This is a genomic window from Williamsia sp. z34 (assembly GCF_059553395.1).
In genome coordinates this window covers 235,124-251,664 of record NZ_JCANWW010000006.1, presented here as the reverse complement: position 1 = coordinate 251,664, position 16,541 = coordinate 235,124, and the positions used below count along the sequence as shown (strand labels likewise).

Below are 16,541 nucleotides of genomic sequence, written 5' to 3'. Positions count from 1 at the left end.
CACGTTGCGGCTCGGTCTTTGCCGCACGTCCGGGAGAGTTGTCCGATCGTCCGGGAGTCACGCCATGGACGTCCTATCCGACGTTTTGCTCGCTGTGCGGTTGACCGGTGCGGTGTACTTCGACATCGATGCCCGCTCGCCCTTTGTTCTCGAGAGTCCACCCACCGATGTGATCGCTGCCAAGATCGCCACGGACGCCGAACACCTGATCGCCTTCCACGTCCTGACTCTTGGTTCTTGTTGGGTCGAGACGGTCGATGCGCCCGAACCCGCGCAGTTGCTGCGGGCCGGTGAGATGGTGATCGTCTCCAGCGGCGAGGCGCACCTGCTCGCATCGGCTCAGGGCCTCCGCGGGCAGCCGGATCTGTCTCGGTACTACCGGCCGTTGACTGAAGCCCTGCCGTTCGTCATCGACATCAACAGCGACACGAACGCCGATCGCTGCCGGATCGTGTGTGGATACTTCGCCTGTGACCGGCATCCGTTCAACCCGTTGCTCGAATCGTTGCCGCGCATGGTCCACGCCCCTGTGTCGAGTCGTAGCTGGGGTTGGATGTCGCGGCTGCTCGACGCGGCCCTCGAGGCGAGTGACGGTCGCAACGCCGGGCAGGAGGCGATGCTCGCGAAACTGTCGGAACTGATGTTTGTCGAAGCGCTCCGTGCCCACATCGACGGGTTGTCCTCAGACGCTCGCAGCTGGGCGGCCGGCATTCGCGACCCCGACGTCGGTTCGGCACTGCGGCTCATCCACGGTCGGTTCGCCGAGCCGTGGACGCTTGAAGGACTGGCCCACGAGGTGGCCATGTCCCGCTCCTCGTTTGCCGATCGGTTCACCGCCTACGTGGGGGTACCGCCGATGACCTACCTTTCCCGATGGCGGTTCCAGCTTGCTGCCCGACTGCTGCAGAACGGTTCACTCAGTGTTGCGCAGGCCGCGAATGCTGTTGGATATCAATCCGAATCGGCCTTCAACCGAGCCTTCAAGCGCTCTGTCGGGGAAGCTCCGGGCGCTTGGCGACGAAAGGGCGCAGCAGATGTGGGCGCTGCCCACGGATGAGTGGCCGGTCCGCAGGTCGTGAGTCTCTGCTGAGCGGTCATCGGCGGCGAGTTTCTTATCCGGAGCGGTAAAGAATTTGATGATGTTCAATTGGTGAGCATCGGCGGCTGCGAGATTTCCGATTTTCCTGTTGAATGTCCGGTTTTCAGTTGTCTACGTGCTGCGATAAAGGGATCAAATTGAAATGTTCGGGTTACGCGGGGTGTGGCGTTGGGGCGATTAGAAGTAACGCAAAAGAAACCATCGGACGGCCGATTGTATGCAAGACTCACTATCGTCAACTTGTCCAAGCATCGTTGGAGCCCCAGAGGTTGGGTGTATGGGGAACTCCGGAGAGGATTCGGCATGTACGCACGAACGCTGTGCATGCAACGCGTGGACCTGGATTCAGGTCCACGCCTTTTGTCACCGAATGATGCTGGGGCGGACCAGTGGTGCACTGGAGTGCCAGGTTCATTCTTTTCTGGCCTTCAAGATTCCGCCTATTTCTAACTGAAGACACTCAAAGGCCCTTTTGCAATTCTTCGGTTTCTTGAGGATGCGGAGTGGCTGATGCATGTCTTGGACCGATTTATCCCGGGTGGTATTCCGCCACCCATCTGACATCCGCTACTGGTTGAGGAACGGAAATGGCAAACAAGCAGCAGGTTGGAGTGAAGGTCGGGGGACAGGCCGCCGACGAACTCGATGTACTCGGCGAACGTGTGATGCGAAAAGTGTCACGCCGGTTGATCCCGTTCATCGCGGTTCTGTTCTTCATCAATTACGTCGACCGGACGAATATTGCGTTCGCGAAGCTGGAGATGAGTGCGGACCTGGGACTGAGCGAAGCTGCCTACGGCCTCGCCGCAGGCTTGTTCTTCGTCGGGTACTTCCTGTTCGAGATCCCGAGCAACTTGGCGTTGCACAAGTTCGGTGCGCGTATGTGGGTCGCCCGAATCATGGTGACCTGGGGCATCATTGCCATGGCGATGGCCTTTGTGAACAGTGCCGGCGTGTTGTACGTCGTGCGAATCCTTCTCGGCATTGCGGAGGCAGGTTTCTACCCAGGTGTCATCTTGTACCTGACGTTCTGGTTCCCGCGACGCCAGCGGGCCAAGGCCATCGGATTGTTTGCGCTTGCGGTTCCGGTGTCCGCAGTGGTCGGGGCCCCAGTGTCAACGGCAATCATGCAATACAGCCATGACTTCATGGGATTCTCGGGCTGGCGCATCATGTTCCTGGTCGAGGGGTTACCCGCGGTGATCCTGGGAATCGTGTGCTGGTTCTATCTGACCGACCGGCCTGCGGACGCCAAGTGGCTCGACCCGGAAGAACGTGCCTGGCTGACGGCGACAATGGACGCGGATGCAAAGGAAACCGAAGCGGGCGATCCGTGGACTCTCCGACGTGTCCTGACCAGTCCACTGGTACTCGGACTCGCGCTCGTGGAATTCGGTGTGGGCTACGGGATCTACGCACTGAGCTTCTTTTTGCCGTCGATCATCGCCGGATTCTCGGAGACCTTCGGTACCGATTTCAACCTGTTCCAGACAGGCCTGATCACGGCCGTCCCGTTCTTCTTCGGAGCACTGGCGATGGTGTACTGGACGCGACATTCGGATCGCAAGTACGAGAGGGCGTGGCACGTCGCGGCACCGGTATTCCTTGCCGGACTGACTGTTCCCATCGCGCTCTATCTGGGATCGCCGATCGCTGTCATGGTCGTGATCTCCCTGACCGCAATCGGAGTGTTTGCGGCCTACCCGGTCTTTTGGGCGATCCCTGGAGAGTTCCTGACCGGGGTCGGAGCGGCCGCCGGGATCGCATTGATCAATTCACTGGCTAATCTGTCCGGTTTCGCTGCGCCCTACATAACCGGGGGACTCACCGACGCCACCGGTTCGGAGAACAGCGGAATGTGGGTCGCCGGAGGCGTGCTGATCTTTGCCGGCTTGACGATGGTCGGGCTCAAGGTCAGCGGGTTGCTGGATCCGAACAAGCATGCGCAATCGTTCGAGCCGGAACCGGTGGTCACCCGGTAGTAGGTTCGATGGGTGCGGCCGGACACATCAAGGGATGTCACAGATCCCAGGTGTGCACGGCCGCACCGTCGTGCATGCGATCGATGTACTCACCGAGCATGCCCGACAGTGCGACCTCACGGCTGTCGCCGGCCGCCTCCCGGTCCGCCACCCGTGCGCGTTGCCACACGGAACCGGTTTGCCCGTTGATCGCCCGGCCCTCGATGATGGTCAGGTATCGATCCCGAACGTCGGCCGCGACTCCGAATGCCCGCAAACCTTCTTCGGCGAGTGGCAGCAGCCGGCGCAACACCAACTCGTCGGGTTGTACCCATCCGACTGTCGGCCAATACAGTTGACAATCCATACCGTCTCGGGCCGCGGTGTGGAGATTCTCTGCTGCTGCATTGAACGTCATCTGTGACCAGATCGGACGTTCGGCGTCGACGAGTCCGCGCAGGGCCCCGTAGTAGAACGCTGTGTTCGCCATGATGTCGAGTACGGTCGGACCGGCAGGCAGGACACGGTTTTCGATGCGCAGATGCGCCTGCCCGTCGACGACGTCGTAGACCGGTCGATTCCACCGGTACACGGTCCCGTTGTGCATTCGGAGTTCGGTCAGTTCAGGTATCTCACCGGCTTCCAACTGCGCCAGTGGGTCGTCCTCCGACACCACCGGTAGCAAGGCGGGAAAGTATCGGGTGTTCTCCTCGAAAAGGTCGAATATGGTTGTGATCCAACGTTCCCCGAACCACACCCTCGGCCGCACGCCCTGGTTGATGAGCTCCTGTGGGCGGGTGTCGGTGGCCTGTTCGAAAACCGGGATGCGGCTCTCGTGCCACAGGGCCTTGCCTGCCAGGAACGGCGAGTTGCCTGCGAGTGCCACCTGCACCCCGGACAAAGCCTGAGCAGCATTCCAATGATCGGCGAAGCGCTCGGGGGCAACACGCAGATGCAATTGCAGCGACGTGCACGCGGCCTCGGGCAGGATCGAATCAATCGATGTCTGCAGATGGTCGGGACGGTCGCCGGGCACCAGAGGCACACCGGTGATGTCGAGTTCGATGTCCTCGCCGCGGGCAGCAAAGATTTGCTGGTTCAACAGGTCATAGCGTGGGTTTGCTGAAATCCATTGATGCGCAAAGTGCTCTTGCCGCAGGGTCGGCAGCATGCCGATCATGACGAGGTGGTTGTCCGTGGTCGCGGCCCTCGCCTCGGCCCGGTTCAGTGAATCGCGCAGGCTCGACTCGAGCGATACGGTGTCGGCGCCGACAAAGGGACGGGGGGCCACGTTGATCTCGATGTTGAACTGGCCCAGTTCGGTCTGGTAGTCGGGATCGGCGATCACGTCGAGCACGGCTGCGTTTGCCATCGCCGGATTCATCGCACGGTCAACAAGATTGAGTTCGACTTCCATGCCCAGCAGGGGTTCCGGCGGGTTTCCCTGGTCGGTGAACAGCCCGTCGGCCAGCATGCGCGCGACCGCTTCCGTGCAACGTCCCACCTGCTGACGAAAACGCCGCCTGTCCTCCCGGCTGAATTCCCGGTTGCCGACCTCCGTGCCCATCGTCCCATCGTGCCACGGAATGCCGGGTGCACGTGGATGTCCGGTGGCCGGTAGACGTCAGCCGCCACCGAGTACGATCTCGAGGCGCTGGGCACAGATGTCGGCGAGATCGATACCGTCGAGTTCGAGTTTCGTGTTGAGCCTGATCAGGGGAACGGCCAGCAGTAGCGCAGCGGTGACATCGTTGAACAGCATGTTGGTCGGCCGCGTTCCGGTCAGCCGCTCGTACCGTTCGAGTGTCTCCTGACGTGATGGCGTTCCGCCGGCCGGACTGTGGTCCTGCAGTGGACTGCTGACCCAATCGGTCAGGAACATCCAGGCGAGGTCGGCGCCCGGGTCCCCGAGGTAGGCGATCTCCCAGTCGAGTGCTGCGACCGGATGGTGGTCGGCGTCGGCGTAGAGAACGTTGGACATCCGGGAATCGCCCCAGCACAACGTGACCCGAGCCGGTTCGTACAGGTGGCGGTCCGCCCAGTCGAGTGCATTCGCCAGGCCCGGATGCAGGGGACTGCCGTTGCCCGCCCAGTTGAGCGCGTATCGCAGAAAGTTGACCAGACGCTGCGGTGGCTTCGTGCCGAACCCGCCGAGATCCAGGAAACCCAGGCGCCTTTCGGCGGTATCGATCTGGTGGACCCGGGCGATGAGGTCGACACATCCGTTCCACAGCCGCGCCCGGCCCGCGTCATCGGCGTCGGCGTAGATGCCCTGCTGGTGGTATGCGGGGACATCGCTGACGGTGACGACGTCATCGATGCGGTCCATGACGAAGTATGGCGTTCCCAGGTCGGTTCCGTCGGCGTCGATCCACCGCATCTTCGGCACGGGGACCGCCGAGCCGGCCAGACGCTGCATCACGAGGTATTGCCGCCGGAGATCGAAGTCCGGCAGGACCGCGAAGTCCGGTGGTCGCCGGAACACCAGACCCTGCGCCTCGGCGCGGGCATCGGCCGTCGGCCCGACATCGACCAGGTCGAAGAGGTATGTCTCGGTGGAGAATCCCTGCTGCGCGGCTCTCCAATCGAGGATGGTGGCGCCGGCGGCGTTCGGAACCCTCTGTCGTAGTACGGCTTCGAGCGCGGCCGGTAGTTCGTCGACCGACAGTCGGGACGGCGGGGTCGGTGTCATGGCCTCACCAGCCCTGGTATCCGTAGCGCGGGTAGGCGCCCATGAAGACCATCTCGACCAATCCGTGCCCGACCTTGCCGTCCATGCGGACCTCACACAGGGTCTCGCTGAGCATCCGAACCGGGGCCAGTGCCTCGGCATCGTTCGTGTTCACCGTGAAACCGTCGAGGAAGTCGTCACCGCGGTAATACCCGCTGGCGTAACCGTTGTAGTGGTCGTAACCGGCCAGTCCGGGCCAGAAGTCGGTCATCGGATGCACCTCGATGGTGCTCCTCGACCGGTCGCCACGGATGACCGTGAAGGTCCCCCCGGACACGACCCGGGCATCATCGCGAAATTTTAGGTCGTGCTCCACATCGATGATCTCCTCGTGTGGTCGGTCGGAGCCGAGAGGGTAGAGCACTTCACCCTCGAACTGCCATCTCGACCCGTCGCTGTTCTCCCGTTGCGCGAAATGCACCAGCTCGTCGTCGAATTGGAAGATCCCCATGTAGTAGAGGACTCCCGCGGGCAGATCGGTCGGCTGGAGTTCGGTTCCGTCGGGAAGGCTGCCGCCGCCACCTCCCCGTCGGATGCCCCACGAATGGTCCCGACCGAACCACCAACGCTGCGGATCGATCTCGATGCGCTCACCGTCGATGTCGATCCAGCCTTCGACCATGCCGTTCTGATAGAACCGGCGCGCGTCTTCCGAGACGCGCCCGCGGACCCGGTGAAACGCGGCGGTCTGCTCGTAGGCGTCGAACTGGCCGGTCAGGCGTAGATCCAGGCTCAGTCCCTGGTTGTTGGGTGCGACCTGAGTTCGTACCCGGCGCAAAGGTTCTTCGATCGTGTACGTGTACGGGCCGATCGTGTATTCACCGAGACCACCGGTCTGCGGGTTGAGTGTGGTGGACATCCGGACCACCTTGGCCTGGCCATTGCGACTGGTGACCATTGCGTAGGCGTCGGTCACGTTGCGGTTGGGGTAGCGGGCCATCCCGGTCATCACGTTGAGGTCGCCGGATTTGTCGAACCCGTACATCACAACGCGTTCCACCCAGCGCAGATCGCTCTGCGATACGTGGTCGAACGTGGTCGGCAATTGGTGAGCCAGGATCTCGTCGTTGGGTGTCAACACGGGCATGGTCTCCTTCATCGGGGGAGCCTGAGGCAACAAGCAATACGTTAGGGCATGGAACGTAATTGAATGTGGGTTTTGCGGTACTTTCATCGGGTGACCACCTCAGCCCAACCGCCCCCCGGTCGACCACGTGATCCCCAGAAGGACATCGACGTCCTGCGGGCGGCTCGGGAACTGCTGGTCGAGGGCGGTTTTCAGGCGGCGACGATCGCCGCGGTGGCCCGGCGCTCGGGCGTGGGGGTGCCGACCATCTACCGCCGTTGGGCGCGTCGGGAAGCGTTGATCGAGGACGCCGCATTCGGCACCGTCGAGCCGGGTGTGGTCCCGGAGGCCACCGGTGACCTGTGGGCCGACCTGCGGACGTGGGCGCAGCTCTTCCTGCGGCATTTCGCAAACCCTGTTGCGCGGGCGGCGATTCCGGGCCTCATGCTCGCGTACCAGCACGAGGGTGATCTCTACGAGCGCCTCGTCAATCGGTCGGAGCACGATGTCCGGGTCCTGCTGCGGAATCTGCTTCGCGGCGACCTGCCCGGGTGGCCGCCGAAATCACTAGAGAAGCGGGCGGACTCGATCTTCGACCTTCTTGTTGCGACAACGGCCATCCGGGCGTTGACGGTCGGGCTCGCCGACCATGAGTCGTTCTGCGACGAGACCGCGGATGCGCTCACCGCATTGGCCTACTCGACCTGGAAGCCGCGGGTCCGTCGGCGGCGATCGTAGATCGAGTTCGTGACGGGGTTCGGCTCAGGCCAAGGTCTCGGTCAGCTGACCGCCGGCCAGTTGCCAACGCCGCGTTGCCCGGACCGTGGCCAGCATTCTGCGGTCGTGCGTCACCAACAACACTGTGCCGGAGAATGATTCGACCGCCTGCTCGAGTTGCTCGATGGCGGGCAGATCCAGGTGGTTGGTGGGTTCGTCGAGCACCAGCAGGTTCACGCCGCGAGCCTGAAGCAGGGCCAGGGCGGCGCGGGTGCGTTCCCCGGGTGACAGGGAGTCGGCCGAGCGGGTGACGTGATGCCCCTTCAGGCCGAACTTGGCCAGCAGGGTTCGGACGTCCGCGTCGGTCTGATCGGGGACCTGCGCGGCGAACGCATCGGCCAGAGCGGTGTCACCGGTGAACAATCCGCGGGCCTGGTCGACCTCGCCGATCTGCACACCCGACCCCAGCGACGCCGAACCCGAGTCGGGTACCTGCGCGCCGAGTAGTAGTGAGAGCAGTGTCGACTTGCCGGACCCATTGGCGCCGGTGATGACGATCCGATCACCGGCGTCGACCTGGGTGCTGATCGGGCCGAGTGTGAACTCGCCGCGGGTCAGCGTTGCCTCGTTGAGCGTGGCGACCACGGTGCCCGAACGAGGCGCGGCCGCGATCTCCATGCGGAGCTCCCACTCCTTGCGCGGTTCCGCGACCTCTTCGAGCCGCTCGATTCGGCGTTGGGTCTGCCGGGCCTTCGAGGCCTGTTTCTCGGTGGACTCCAGTCGCAGGCCCTTGCCGACCTTGTCGTTGTCCTTGGACTTGCGGCGCGCGTTGCGGACCCCGTGTTCCATCCAATTGCGTTGCATCTGAGCGCGATCGGTCAGCGCATCCTTGGTGTCGGAATACTGGTCGTATGCCTCACGGGCGTGTCGTCGGGCGACCTCACGTTCGACCAGGAATGCCTCGTAGCCGCCGGAATACACCGACACCTGCTGTTGGGCGAGGTCGAGTTCGACGATTCCGGTGACGGTGCGCGCCAGGAACTCACGATCGTGACTGACAACGACCATCGGGGTCCGCGAGCTCGACACGAACTCCTCGAGTTGCGCCAGGCCGTCGAGGTCGAGGTCATTGGTCGGTTCATCGAGCAGGAGAATGTCGTAGCGCGACAACAGAAGTGCGGCCAGCCCGGCTCGCGCCACCTGCCCGCCGGACAGCGCCGACATCGGTAGATCTAGGTCGACGGTCAGGCCGAGATCTGCTGCGACCTGCTCGGCGCGTTCGTCGAAGTCGGCCCCACCCAGGTGCAGCCAGCGGTCGAGAGCGGGGGAGTAGAGATCGTCGCCGCCCTCACCGAGTGCTTCGGCCGCGGCGTCCATCGCCGACTGTGCCTCTGCCACGCCCGTGCGGCGGGCAAGGAACTCGCGGACGGTCTCACCCGGGGTCGGCTCGGCTTCCTGCGCGAGGTAGCCGACCTCGGCGTCAGGCGGGCTCAGCGTGATGGTGCCGTCGAAGTCCGCGGATCCGACTCCGGCGAGCAGTGTCAGCAGCGTTGATTTGCCGGCGCCATTTGGACCGACCAGGCCGAAGACGTCACCGTCGGCCACCGTGAGGTCGAGATCAGAGAACAGGGTGCGTTCGCCGTGACCGGCGCTGAGTCCGGTGGTGTGCAGGGTGGCGCTGATGGTGGTGACGCTCCTTCGAAGTGCAGGTTCTCTTCAAGACGATAGTCCGTGCGCCGATGAGGGCCGGCAACGCCGTGGACGGTTGGTCGTATCGGCGTAGCTGATGCCGGGGTGTGGGTTCCTTCGATGGTGCTCGGTAGACAATCTGGCTTCGCTCTTCAGTGTGCTGGTCAACGGACGGGACGATGGCTGATGCCGGTGGTTCGGATGCTTTCGATGTTTTCGGGGTTGTAGGTGAGTGGGTTGAGATGGACGTAATACTGAAAAACCTGGACACCATTTTTGATGCTGGCGTTCATATCGATGATGAGTCCGGTAGGCCCGACACCCGAGCCCAGGCTCCATTTTTCCTTGCCGTCGTCGGCTTTGTTCGTGATGCGTGTCCACGTGTCGACGTTCTCGGGGAGTATTCCCCAGCGTGCGGTGGCCTGCGCGAGTTCTTGCTGCGCGCCTTCCGTGGTGTCAAACGAGCGCCAGAAGATGAGGTCTTCGAACCGGCCTCTTCCAAAGACTCTCGAAGCCAATAGTTCTGAAGAAAAGGGCCATAGGAGGTCTTCGGTACCAGCCCGGCATCAAATGCCGCGTCCAAGACCGGTTTCGCGGCGTCCGGATGGTTCGTCACCCATTCCTGGAATCGTGGATCCTCCAGAACGGTCTTGGCCTGCTCGGGCGTCAGGCCCACCAGTGACGGCGGAGCGTAGTCCCGGCCCGCAGCCACCTCGCCCTTCGTGGCGTCCACTTCATCGTTGGCATCGTCGAGTGCAAAAGCCACCGCATCGTCCTCATCGGCGAGTTGTTGCACGGCTCACCTTGTCTGTTGCGTCGGCTACACGGATACCCAGCCGATGGTCTTTTTCGGCTTTCTGCCACGCTGCGTCGGCAGTGTGCCCATCCGACGACTGGTATTGGTTCAGAGCCACCGAACGGGCGGTGTTCAGTTTGGTCTCGAAGTCGATGTGGCTGTCTCAAGGCTTGTTGCCGCGAGGCTCAACAGCAAGGGCTGCCATTTCCTGACGCCGCTGACCGTGTAGGTCACTGCAGCCGTAGCACTTTGAACGTGGTTGACGAGTCCACTTCAGTGTTGCCGAAGGTGTCAGCGGCCGCGACCGAGGCGTCGGCATACGCGCTCAATCGGGTTGCCACCGCGGTGTACGCGGTATCCACCGCAGATCCGCTGCGGGTTGCGTGGATACCCGCTTTCGAACCGGGCAACGAGTCCGAGAGATGTCTGTGGTGGAGGTGGTGGCGTCGATGGTGTTGATCTCCGCGCCGAGTGCGCGATGGCGGACGGCATCAGCGCGCGTCGCTGCAGTATCTGATTCGAACAATGGCATCGGGTGTCCCCCTCCAAACGAGCACCCCCCGGTGACCGCGTCCGCTCACCGTATATCCCGATTTGGACGGCGCGGGCGAGACCGTGGTTCCGGGTGACGGCGAGTGGGTGCCACGATGGGGTTGTGGCACCTCAGAAGTCGGTCGACCCGGCCGCAATGCGAACAGCCGTCGAAACCGTGGCGCCGTGGCTGCGTGATCCCGAAGCCGCCGAGCCGACCAGGAAAGAGATCGCCGACGCCGTGCGGATGACCGCGCGAACCCTGGGCCAATTGGCGCCGGGCGGTTCGGTTGAGGTGCGGGTGCCGCCGTTCGTGGCGGTCCAGTGCATCGAAGGACTCCGGCACACGCGGGGCACGCCGCCGAACGTCGTCGAGACCGATCCCCGCACCTGGCTGCTGCTGGCCACCGGACAACTGGATCTCGCGGGTGCACTCGCGAACGGCAGCGTTTCCGCATCCGGAAGCCGGGCCACCGAGATCGTTCATTGGCTGCCGCTTTTGCGCGTGTGACGAACCGACACTCGATCCGTGCGAGCGCCGACACGCCGCGGCGATTCGCAATGGAGAATCCCGGCCCCGTAGACTCTTTCGTAGGCCCTCCACCAGCCCACCAATGGGAGTGCAAGTGACCGAGCTGTCGATCAACAGCAAGAATCTGCTCGATGCCGACCAGCCAGAGAACGAACCGCGGGAAGAATGCGGTGTTTTCGGCGTTTGGGCTCCAGGTGAGGATGTGGCAAAACTCACTTATTACGGACTATATGCCTTGCAGCACAGGGGACAAGAGGCCGCCGGCATCGCGACCGGCGACGGATCCCAAGTGCTCGTCTTCAAGGATCTCGGCCTGGTCTCCCAGGTCTTCGACGAGCAGACGCTCGGCGCCATGCAGGGCCACGTCGCCATCGGCCACTGCCGGTACAGCACCACCGGTTCCACCACGTGGGAGAACTCGCAGCCGATTTTCCGGACCACCGCAGCCGGCACCGGTGTTGCGTTGGGGCACAACGGAAATCTTGTCAACACCGCCGACCTGGCCAGCGAGGCACGCGAACTCGGCGTGATGGATTCCCGTCGGGCCGGCGGCGCCACCTCGGACTCCGACGTGGTGGGCGCGTTGCTCGCACACGGCGCCGCGGACTCAACCCTCGAGCAGGCCGCGATGGAATTGCTGCCGAAGCTGCGCGGAGCCTTCTGCCTGACCTTCATGGATGAGCACACGCTGTACGCCGCGCGGGATCCACACGGCGTACGCCCGCTGTGTCTGGGACGCCTTGATCGTGGCTGGGTGGTGGCCTCTGAGACCGCCGCGCTCGACATCGTCGGCGCGTCCTACGTCCGCGAGATCGAACCCGGAGAACTCCTGGCCATCGACGCCGACGGAGTCCGAAGCAGTCGTTTCGCCGAGGCCACGCCCAAGGGCTGTGTCTTCGAGTTCGTGTACCTGGCCCGTCCCGACAGTGTGATCAGCGGGCGGTCGGTGCACACCACCCGTGTCGAGATCGGTCGCCGCCTGGCCCGTGAGTTCCCGGCCGATGGCGATCTGGTGATCCCGGTCCCGGAATCAGGTACCCCCGCAGCGGTCGGATACGCCCAGGAATCGGGTATCCCGTACGGCCAGGGACTGATGAAGAACGCCTATGTCGGGCGAACGTTCATCCAGCCCTCGCAGACCATTCGTCAACTGGGTATCCGGCTCAAGCTCAACCCGCTCAAAGAGGTCATCCGGGGCAAGCGCCTGGTGGTGGTGGACGATTCGATCGTCCGAGGCAACACCCAGCGTGCGCTCGTCCGGATGCTCCGGGAAGCAGGCGCGGCCGAGGTGCACGTGCGGATCGCGTCGAGCCCGGTGCGCTGGCCTTGCTTCTACGGCATCGACTTCGCCTCGCCGGCCGAATTGATCGCCAATGGTGCCGACTCCGAAGAGCACCTGGTCGAGGGTGTTCGCCAGGCGATCGGCGCGGACTCGCTGGCGTACATCAGCACCGAAGAGATGATCGCCGCGACCGAGCAACCCGCCTCGAACCTGTGTGCGGCCTGTTTCGATGGCAAGTACCCCATCGAATTGCCGCGCGAGACGTCGATGGGCAAGGCGGTCCTCGAGACCATGCTCAAGAAGACGGCAACCGATCAGGACGTCATCACAGACAACGACAACGCCAGCGCTGTCCGTCGACCCTGAGTGCTGGTGAAACAGCGCCAAATCGTGCTGTTTCACCGGTTCGGCACCTGGTGCCCGCAAGATCGGCGAAGATCGGCTCCGGGTTCATGCATGTCCGTACCCGCAGATTTCGAACCGCCCATCAGTAATGGCCAGACCACGCTCCGGTAGCGTGAAGCCGGATTATTCACCGCCCCGGCAGGATTTCCTGCCAACCTTTCGAGAACGGGAACCTGACGCGAGATGACCGACAACGAGCCCGGCGGCGCCTCTTACGCTGCGGCGGGAGTGGACATCGATGCCGGCGACCGGGCGGTACAGCTGTTCGCCCCGCACGCCAAGCGCACCCTGCGTCCCGAAGTCATGGGTGGCCTCGGCGGATTCGCCGGACTGTTCAAACTCAAGGGTGGCTACCGCGAGCCGGTGCTGGCATCGTCCACCGACGGCGTGGGCACCAAGATCGCCGTCGCGCAGGCGATGGGCAAGCATGACACCGTCGGACGCGACCTGGTCGCCATGGTCGTCGACGATCTGGTGGTCTGTGGCGCCGAACCACTGTTCCTGCAGGACTACATCGCGGTCGGCAAAGTCGTGCCCGAAGTGGTCGCTGAGCTGGTGAAGGGCATCGCCGACGGCTGTGTCGAAGCCGGATGCACCCTGCTCGGCGGCGAGACGGCCGAACATCCGGGTTTGATGGGCGAGTCCGATTATGACTTGTCGGCCACCGGCGTCGGCATCGTCGAGGCCGACTCGGTGCTCTCCCCGGACCGGGTCCGGCCCGGTGACGTCGTCATCGCGATGGGTAGCTCGGGTCTGCACTCCAACGGCTACTCGCTGGCCCGCAAGGTCCTGCTCGAGTGGGGCCACATGGATCTCGGCGGCCATGTCGAGGAGTTCGAACGGACCCTCGGTGAGGAACTGCTCGAGCCGACGCGCATCTACGCCAAGGATTGCCTCGCACTCGCCGCGGAAACCGACGTACGCACGTTCTCACACGTCACCGGTGGCGGCCTGGCCGACAACCTCGCCCGCGTCATCCCGGGCGGCCTGGTGGCCGAACTGGACCGTGGCACCTGGTCACCGGCACCGATCTTCCAGATGATCGCGCAGCGTGGCCGCGTCGAACGCGCAGAGATGGAACGCACCTTCAACATGGGCGTCGGAATGGTCGCGGTCGTCGCGCCGGAAGACACTGATCGCGCCCTGGCGGTACTGACCGCACGGCACCTCGATTGCTGGGTGCTCGGCTCGATCAAGAAGTCGCACTCGACCAAGGCCGAGCCGGTCAAGGGCGCAAAGAACGGGATTGCAGAACTGATGGGCGAGCACCCACGGTTCTGATTTCCCCCAGATGCAAAAAGGTTCGGCCGACGATCTCGTCGGCCGAACCTTTTGTATCGGAGCCCTGATTCGTCTCGGGCCTGATCGAATTGCCATGGGCGAGTGAGCAATTGCGGCTCAAACGTCGCCGTGATGGGGGTATCACAACAGCCCGCCTGAGGTCTAGCGCTTCAGGGGGCTGTTGAATGAAGGGGTGACCGAGTCCGTGTGTCGCGGACCCGCGACGGCCATCAGGCCCGTCGCCACCCATCTTCATCGGACCATCGATCGTCAGTGATCCCATCGTTCGGGTCAACTGATGATTCGCTGGCTGACAGCTCTCGTTGCAAGCGGTCGAAGTCAGTGTTCGGAGCACTGTACTTCAGTTCACGAGCAACTTTCGTTTGCTTCGCCTTCGCCCGGCCGCGGCCCATTGGGGACCCCCTCGCGCAATGAAGGGGCGGCCAAACATGTGGCGGCCCCATTCTGTGGTTACAAATATGGTCGTGAAAGACAGTCTACCGTGCCCGGAGGGGTGATGCGGACCAGCTCGTGCGCCGGTGGCGAAATTTTACATACCGGTGTCAGGATGGCGCTATGTAAATCAACTGGCAGATCGCGTCGCGATCACCGATTCGCCAGACGGTGCCAGCGGTTCGCGTCCCGGACCACCTTCGGCGGGAGGTCGGTGATCGCCAACAATTTGTTCAGCGAATCGGTGTCCGGCCCGGTGATCAGATGCCGCACCAGCACGCCGTGATCCGGCCGTGAGAGCACCGTGACCCGATCCCCGGCCCGCACCTGGCCGCCCTCGACGACGCGGAGATAACAACCCACGTCCGACCGCGCGTAGAAGCGCTTGATCCAGTGGTCTTCCTGGGCCCAATCAGCGAATGTGCGGCACGGCGTCCGGGCAATGGTCACCTCGAGCAAGACGTTGTCGCCGACCTGCCACCGCTCGCCGATGGTGGCGTCGGTGGTCGCGATGCCGGCGATGCGAAGGTTCTCACCGAACCAGCCGTAGGGGAGCTCGCGCCCGAGTTCCGCGGCCCAGCGTCGGGCCTCGTCGTCACCGTAGGCGTACACCGCCTGATCGATTCCGCCGTGGTGTTTGGTGTCGCAGACGTGGTCGATGGTGAGGCCGAACTCGTCGACGTCGACGGGCCCGTCGACGGCCCGCTTGTCGATCGCACTGTGTCCGACTTCACCGGCGAGCGCATGTTCTTCGTGCACGGCGCAAACAGCAAGCACCGTGCCCGTCGCCAGACTCAACGGCCCTTCAACTTGTCTGCCCGGGGCCTGGCCAAGGTGCTGCGCACGCCGACTACCGGCCCTTCAACTTGTCGATGGCAGCACGCCCGGCCTGTACGCGATCATCGGCCGGTACCGAGGACGGGTCGATCGCGGCGCTGGCCCCGTTGATGTCGAGTTGGGTGTCCGCCGGGATGCCCCGTTTGACGAGTGCCAGGGCGATCGGGCCGTATTCGAAGTGGTCGACGACGGAGCCGACACGACCGACGGCGCGCCCTCCGACGGTGACCGGGTCGCCGGGGGCCGGTCGGTGCTCAGCGCTCCCGTCGAGATGCAGCAGGACCATCTGGCGTGGCGGCTTTCCGAGGTTGTGGACCCGGGCGACCGTCTCCTGGCCCCGATAGCAGCCCTTGTTCAGGTGGACCGCACCCTGCTCGTCGGGTGAGCCGATCCAGTTGACCTCGTGCGGAATCGTGCGCTCATCGGTGTCGAGGCCCAACCGCGGGCGCAGCGCCGGCACGCGCAACGCCTCGTAGGTCCACATCCCGGCGGGAACCGCTCCGACCGCGGTCAAGGACTTCCACCAGGCGACGACCTGATCGGTCGGGACGATCAGATCGATCGATTCGACCGATCCGTGTTCGCCCAGGGCGGGCATGACCCGCCAGAATCCGCCGTCGGGCAGCTTTCCGGCGTCATAAACCGTTGCTGCACCTGGGATCTGCAGCAGGTCGGCAATCGCGCCGGTGCGGGTGGCGGGCCCGAGTATCGTCAGCACCGCCATATCGGGGCGGGGTGCGACCTCGACCTTCGCCCAGAAGACCATCTTCTGCAAGAAACCGGCCAGCGCCTCGGATCGCGACGCCTCGGTGTCGATCCAGGTCGTGCCATCGAGTTCGGTGAGCACGAAGTGGTCCTCGACCCGGCCGTTGCCGTCGAGGCTCAGGTCTTCGGCACTGCGCCCGTCCGCGAGATCGGTGACGTATTGGCTCGAGATCGTGTTGAGCCAGCTCAGCCTTTCCTCTCCGGTCAGGGCGATCACACCGCGATGCGAACGGTCGATGACGGCTGCCGAGGTGGCCGCGGCGCGTTGCTCACCGAACGGGTCCCCGAAATGCCAGGCCACGGCTTCGTCCGGCGTATTTTCCAGGCCGCCGACGGCTCCTGACGGGCGCAATGATTCCAACAGTTCAGTCACCCTCTCAATGGTACGAGCAGGGT

The 16,541-nt window shown here is 63.8% G+C and carries 15 protein-coding genes; 6 read left to right on the top strand and 9 right to left on the bottom strand.

Annotated elements, in window-relative coordinates; all coding sequences use genetic code 11:
• Nucleotides 1–64: 64 nt before the first annotated feature.
• Nucleotides 65–1,057 carry an AraC family transcriptional regulator gene (locus tag AC51GT_RS16985; RefSeq protein ID WP_496329509.1) on the top strand — a complete coding sequence of 331 codons (993 nt, stop codon included), beginning with the start codon at nucleotides 65–67 and terminating at the stop codon, nucleotides 1,055–1,057.
• A gap of 629 nt (nucleotides 1,058–1,686) precedes the next feature.
• Entirely contained in the window at nucleotides 1,687–3,081 is a 1,395-nt protein-coding gene (locus AC51GT_RS16980; RefSeq protein WP_496329508.1) for an MFS transporter, read from the top strand.
• A 37-nt stretch (nucleotides 3,082–3,118) separates the two neighbouring features.
• Here AC51GT_RS16980 and AC51GT_RS16975 read toward each other — a convergent pair whose 3' ends face one another.
• The 3 genes from AC51GT_RS16975 to AC51GT_RS16965 are packed head-to-tail and all read right to left on the bottom strand — an operon-like array spanning nucleotide 3,119 to nucleotide 6,872.
• A complete protein-coding gene (locus AC51GT_RS16975) occupies nucleotides 3,119–4,627 on the bottom strand; it encodes a glutamate-cysteine ligase family protein (RefSeq protein WP_496329507.1) in 1,509 nt (502 codons plus the stop codon).
• A 57-nt stretch (nucleotides 4,628–4,684) separates the two neighbouring features.
• Nucleotides 4,685–5,752, bottom strand: a complete 1,068-nt coding sequence (locus tag AC51GT_RS16970; protein WP_496329506.1) for a phosphotransferase family protein — start codon at nucleotides 5,750–5,752, stop codon at nucleotides 4,685–4,687.
• Nucleotides 5,753–5,756: 4 nt separating this feature from the next.
• The gene (locus AC51GT_RS16965) at nucleotides 5,757–6,872 is read right to left on the bottom strand and encodes an Rv3169 family protein (protein ID WP_496329600.1); all 1,116 of its coding nucleotides are present in this window, start codon (nucleotides 6,870–6,872) and stop codon (nucleotides 5,757–5,759) included.
• Nucleotides 6,873–6,968: 96 nt separating this feature from the next.
• Here AC51GT_RS16965 and AC51GT_RS16960 point away from each other — a divergent pair, with 96 nt between their 5' ends.
• A complete protein-coding gene (locus AC51GT_RS16960; protein WP_496324908.1) occupies nucleotides 6,969–7,595 on the top strand; it encodes a TetR/AcrR family transcriptional regulator in 627 nt (208 codons plus the stop codon).
• A gap of 24 nt (nucleotides 7,596–7,619) precedes the next feature.
• Here AC51GT_RS16960 and AC51GT_RS16955 read toward each other — a convergent pair whose 3' ends face one another.
• From AC51GT_RS16955 to AC51GT_RS16945, 3 genes are all read right to left on the bottom strand, one after another.
• Nucleotides 7,620–9,257, bottom strand: a complete 1,638-nt coding sequence (locus tag AC51GT_RS16955) for an ABC-F family ATP-binding cassette domain-containing protein (protein WP_496329599.1) — start codon at nucleotides 9,255–9,257, stop codon at nucleotides 7,620–7,622.
• A 170-nt stretch (nucleotides 9,258–9,427) separates the two neighbouring features.
• Nucleotides 9,428–9,781 carry a hypothetical protein gene (locus AC51GT_RS16950; protein ID WP_496329505.1) on the bottom strand — a complete coding sequence of 118 codons (354 nt, stop codon included), beginning with the start codon at nucleotides 9,779–9,781 and terminating at the stop codon, nucleotides 9,428–9,430.
• A 508-nt stretch (nucleotides 9,782–10,289) separates the two neighbouring features.
• Complete coding sequence (locus AC51GT_RS16945; RefSeq protein ID WP_496329504.1) at nucleotides 10,290–10,421, bottom strand: hypothetical protein; 132 nt, start codon at nucleotides 10,419–10,421, stop codon at nucleotides 10,290–10,292.
• Between the two features lie 293 nt (nucleotides 10,422–10,714).
• On the opposite strand from AC51GT_RS16945, the gene AC51GT_RS16940 reads away from it, so the two are divergent.
• The 3 genes from AC51GT_RS16940 to purM all read left to right on the top strand — a co-directional run bounded on the left by AC51GT_RS16940 (nucleotide 10,715) and on the right by purM (nucleotide 14,090).
• Nucleotides 10,715–11,101, top strand: a complete 387-nt coding sequence (locus AC51GT_RS16940; protein WP_496324907.1) for a sterol carrier family protein — start codon at nucleotides 10,715–10,717, stop codon at nucleotides 11,099–11,101.
• Between the two features lie 115 nt (nucleotides 11,102–11,216).
• Nucleotides 11,217–12,770: an amidophosphoribosyltransferase gene (gene purF, locus AC51GT_RS16935; protein ID WP_496324906.1), complete on the top strand. Its 1,554-nt coding sequence runs from the start codon at nucleotides 11,217–11,219 to the stop codon at nucleotides 12,768–12,770.
• Nucleotides 12,771–12,992: 222 nt separating this feature from the next.
• Nucleotides 12,993–14,090: a phosphoribosylformylglycinamidine cyclo-ligase gene (gene purM, locus AC51GT_RS16930; RefSeq protein WP_496324905.1), complete on the top strand. Its 1,098-nt coding sequence runs from the start codon at nucleotides 12,993–12,995 to the stop codon at nucleotides 14,088–14,090.
• A 230-nt stretch (nucleotides 14,091–14,320) separates the two neighbouring features.
• Here the strand turns inward: purM and AC51GT_RS16925 are convergent, their stop codons facing one another.
• From AC51GT_RS16925 to ygfZ, 3 genes are all read right to left on the bottom strand, one after another.
• Nucleotides 14,321–14,503, bottom strand: a complete 183-nt coding sequence (locus tag AC51GT_RS16925; protein WP_020105045.1) for a DUF3073 domain-containing protein — start codon at nucleotides 14,501–14,503, stop codon at nucleotides 14,321–14,323.
• A 193-nt stretch (nucleotides 14,504–14,696) separates the two neighbouring features.
• Complete coding sequence (locus AC51GT_RS16920) at nucleotides 14,697–15,335, bottom strand: MOSC domain-containing protein (protein ID WP_496329598.1); 639 nt, start codon at nucleotides 15,333–15,335, stop codon at nucleotides 14,697–14,699.
• Nucleotides 15,336–15,393: 58 nt separating this feature from the next.
• Nucleotides 15,394–16,527, bottom strand: coding sequence for a CAF17-like 4Fe-4S cluster assembly/insertion protein YgfZ (gene ygfZ / locus AC51GT_RS16915; RefSeq protein ID WP_496325058.1), 1,134 nt, complete (start codon nucleotides 16,525–16,527; stop codon nucleotides 15,394–15,396).
• Between the last annotated feature and the right edge of the window lie 14 nt (nucleotides 16,528–16,541).

What these genes read in the sequence shown, in the direction of transcription:
- AC51GT_RS16985 (WP_496329509.1), top strand. Translation starts at nt 65, where the DNA reads ATGGACGTCCTATCCGACGTTTTGCTCGCTGTGCGGTTGACCGGTGCG.
- AC51GT_RS16980 (WP_496329508.1), top strand. Translation starts at nt 1,687, where the DNA reads ATGGCAAACAAGCAGCAGGTTGGAGTGAAGGTCGGGGGACAGGCCGCC.
- AC51GT_RS16975 (WP_496329507.1), bottom strand. Translation starts at nt 4,627, where the DNA reads ATGGGCACGGAGGTCGGCAACCGGGAATTCAGCCGGGAGGACAGGCGG.
- AC51GT_RS16970 (WP_496329506.1), bottom strand. Translation starts at nt 5,752, where the DNA reads ATGACACCGACCCCGCCGTCCCGACTGTCGGTCGACGAACTACCGGCC.
- purM (WP_496324905.1), top strand. Translation starts at nt 12,993, where the DNA reads ATGACCGACAACGAGCCCGGCGGCGCCTCTTACGCTGCGGCGGGAGTG.
- AC51GT_RS16925 (WP_020105045.1), bottom strand. Translation starts at nt 14,503, where the DNA reads ATGGGCCGCGGCCGGGCGAAGGCGAAGCAAACGAAAGTTGCTCGTGAA.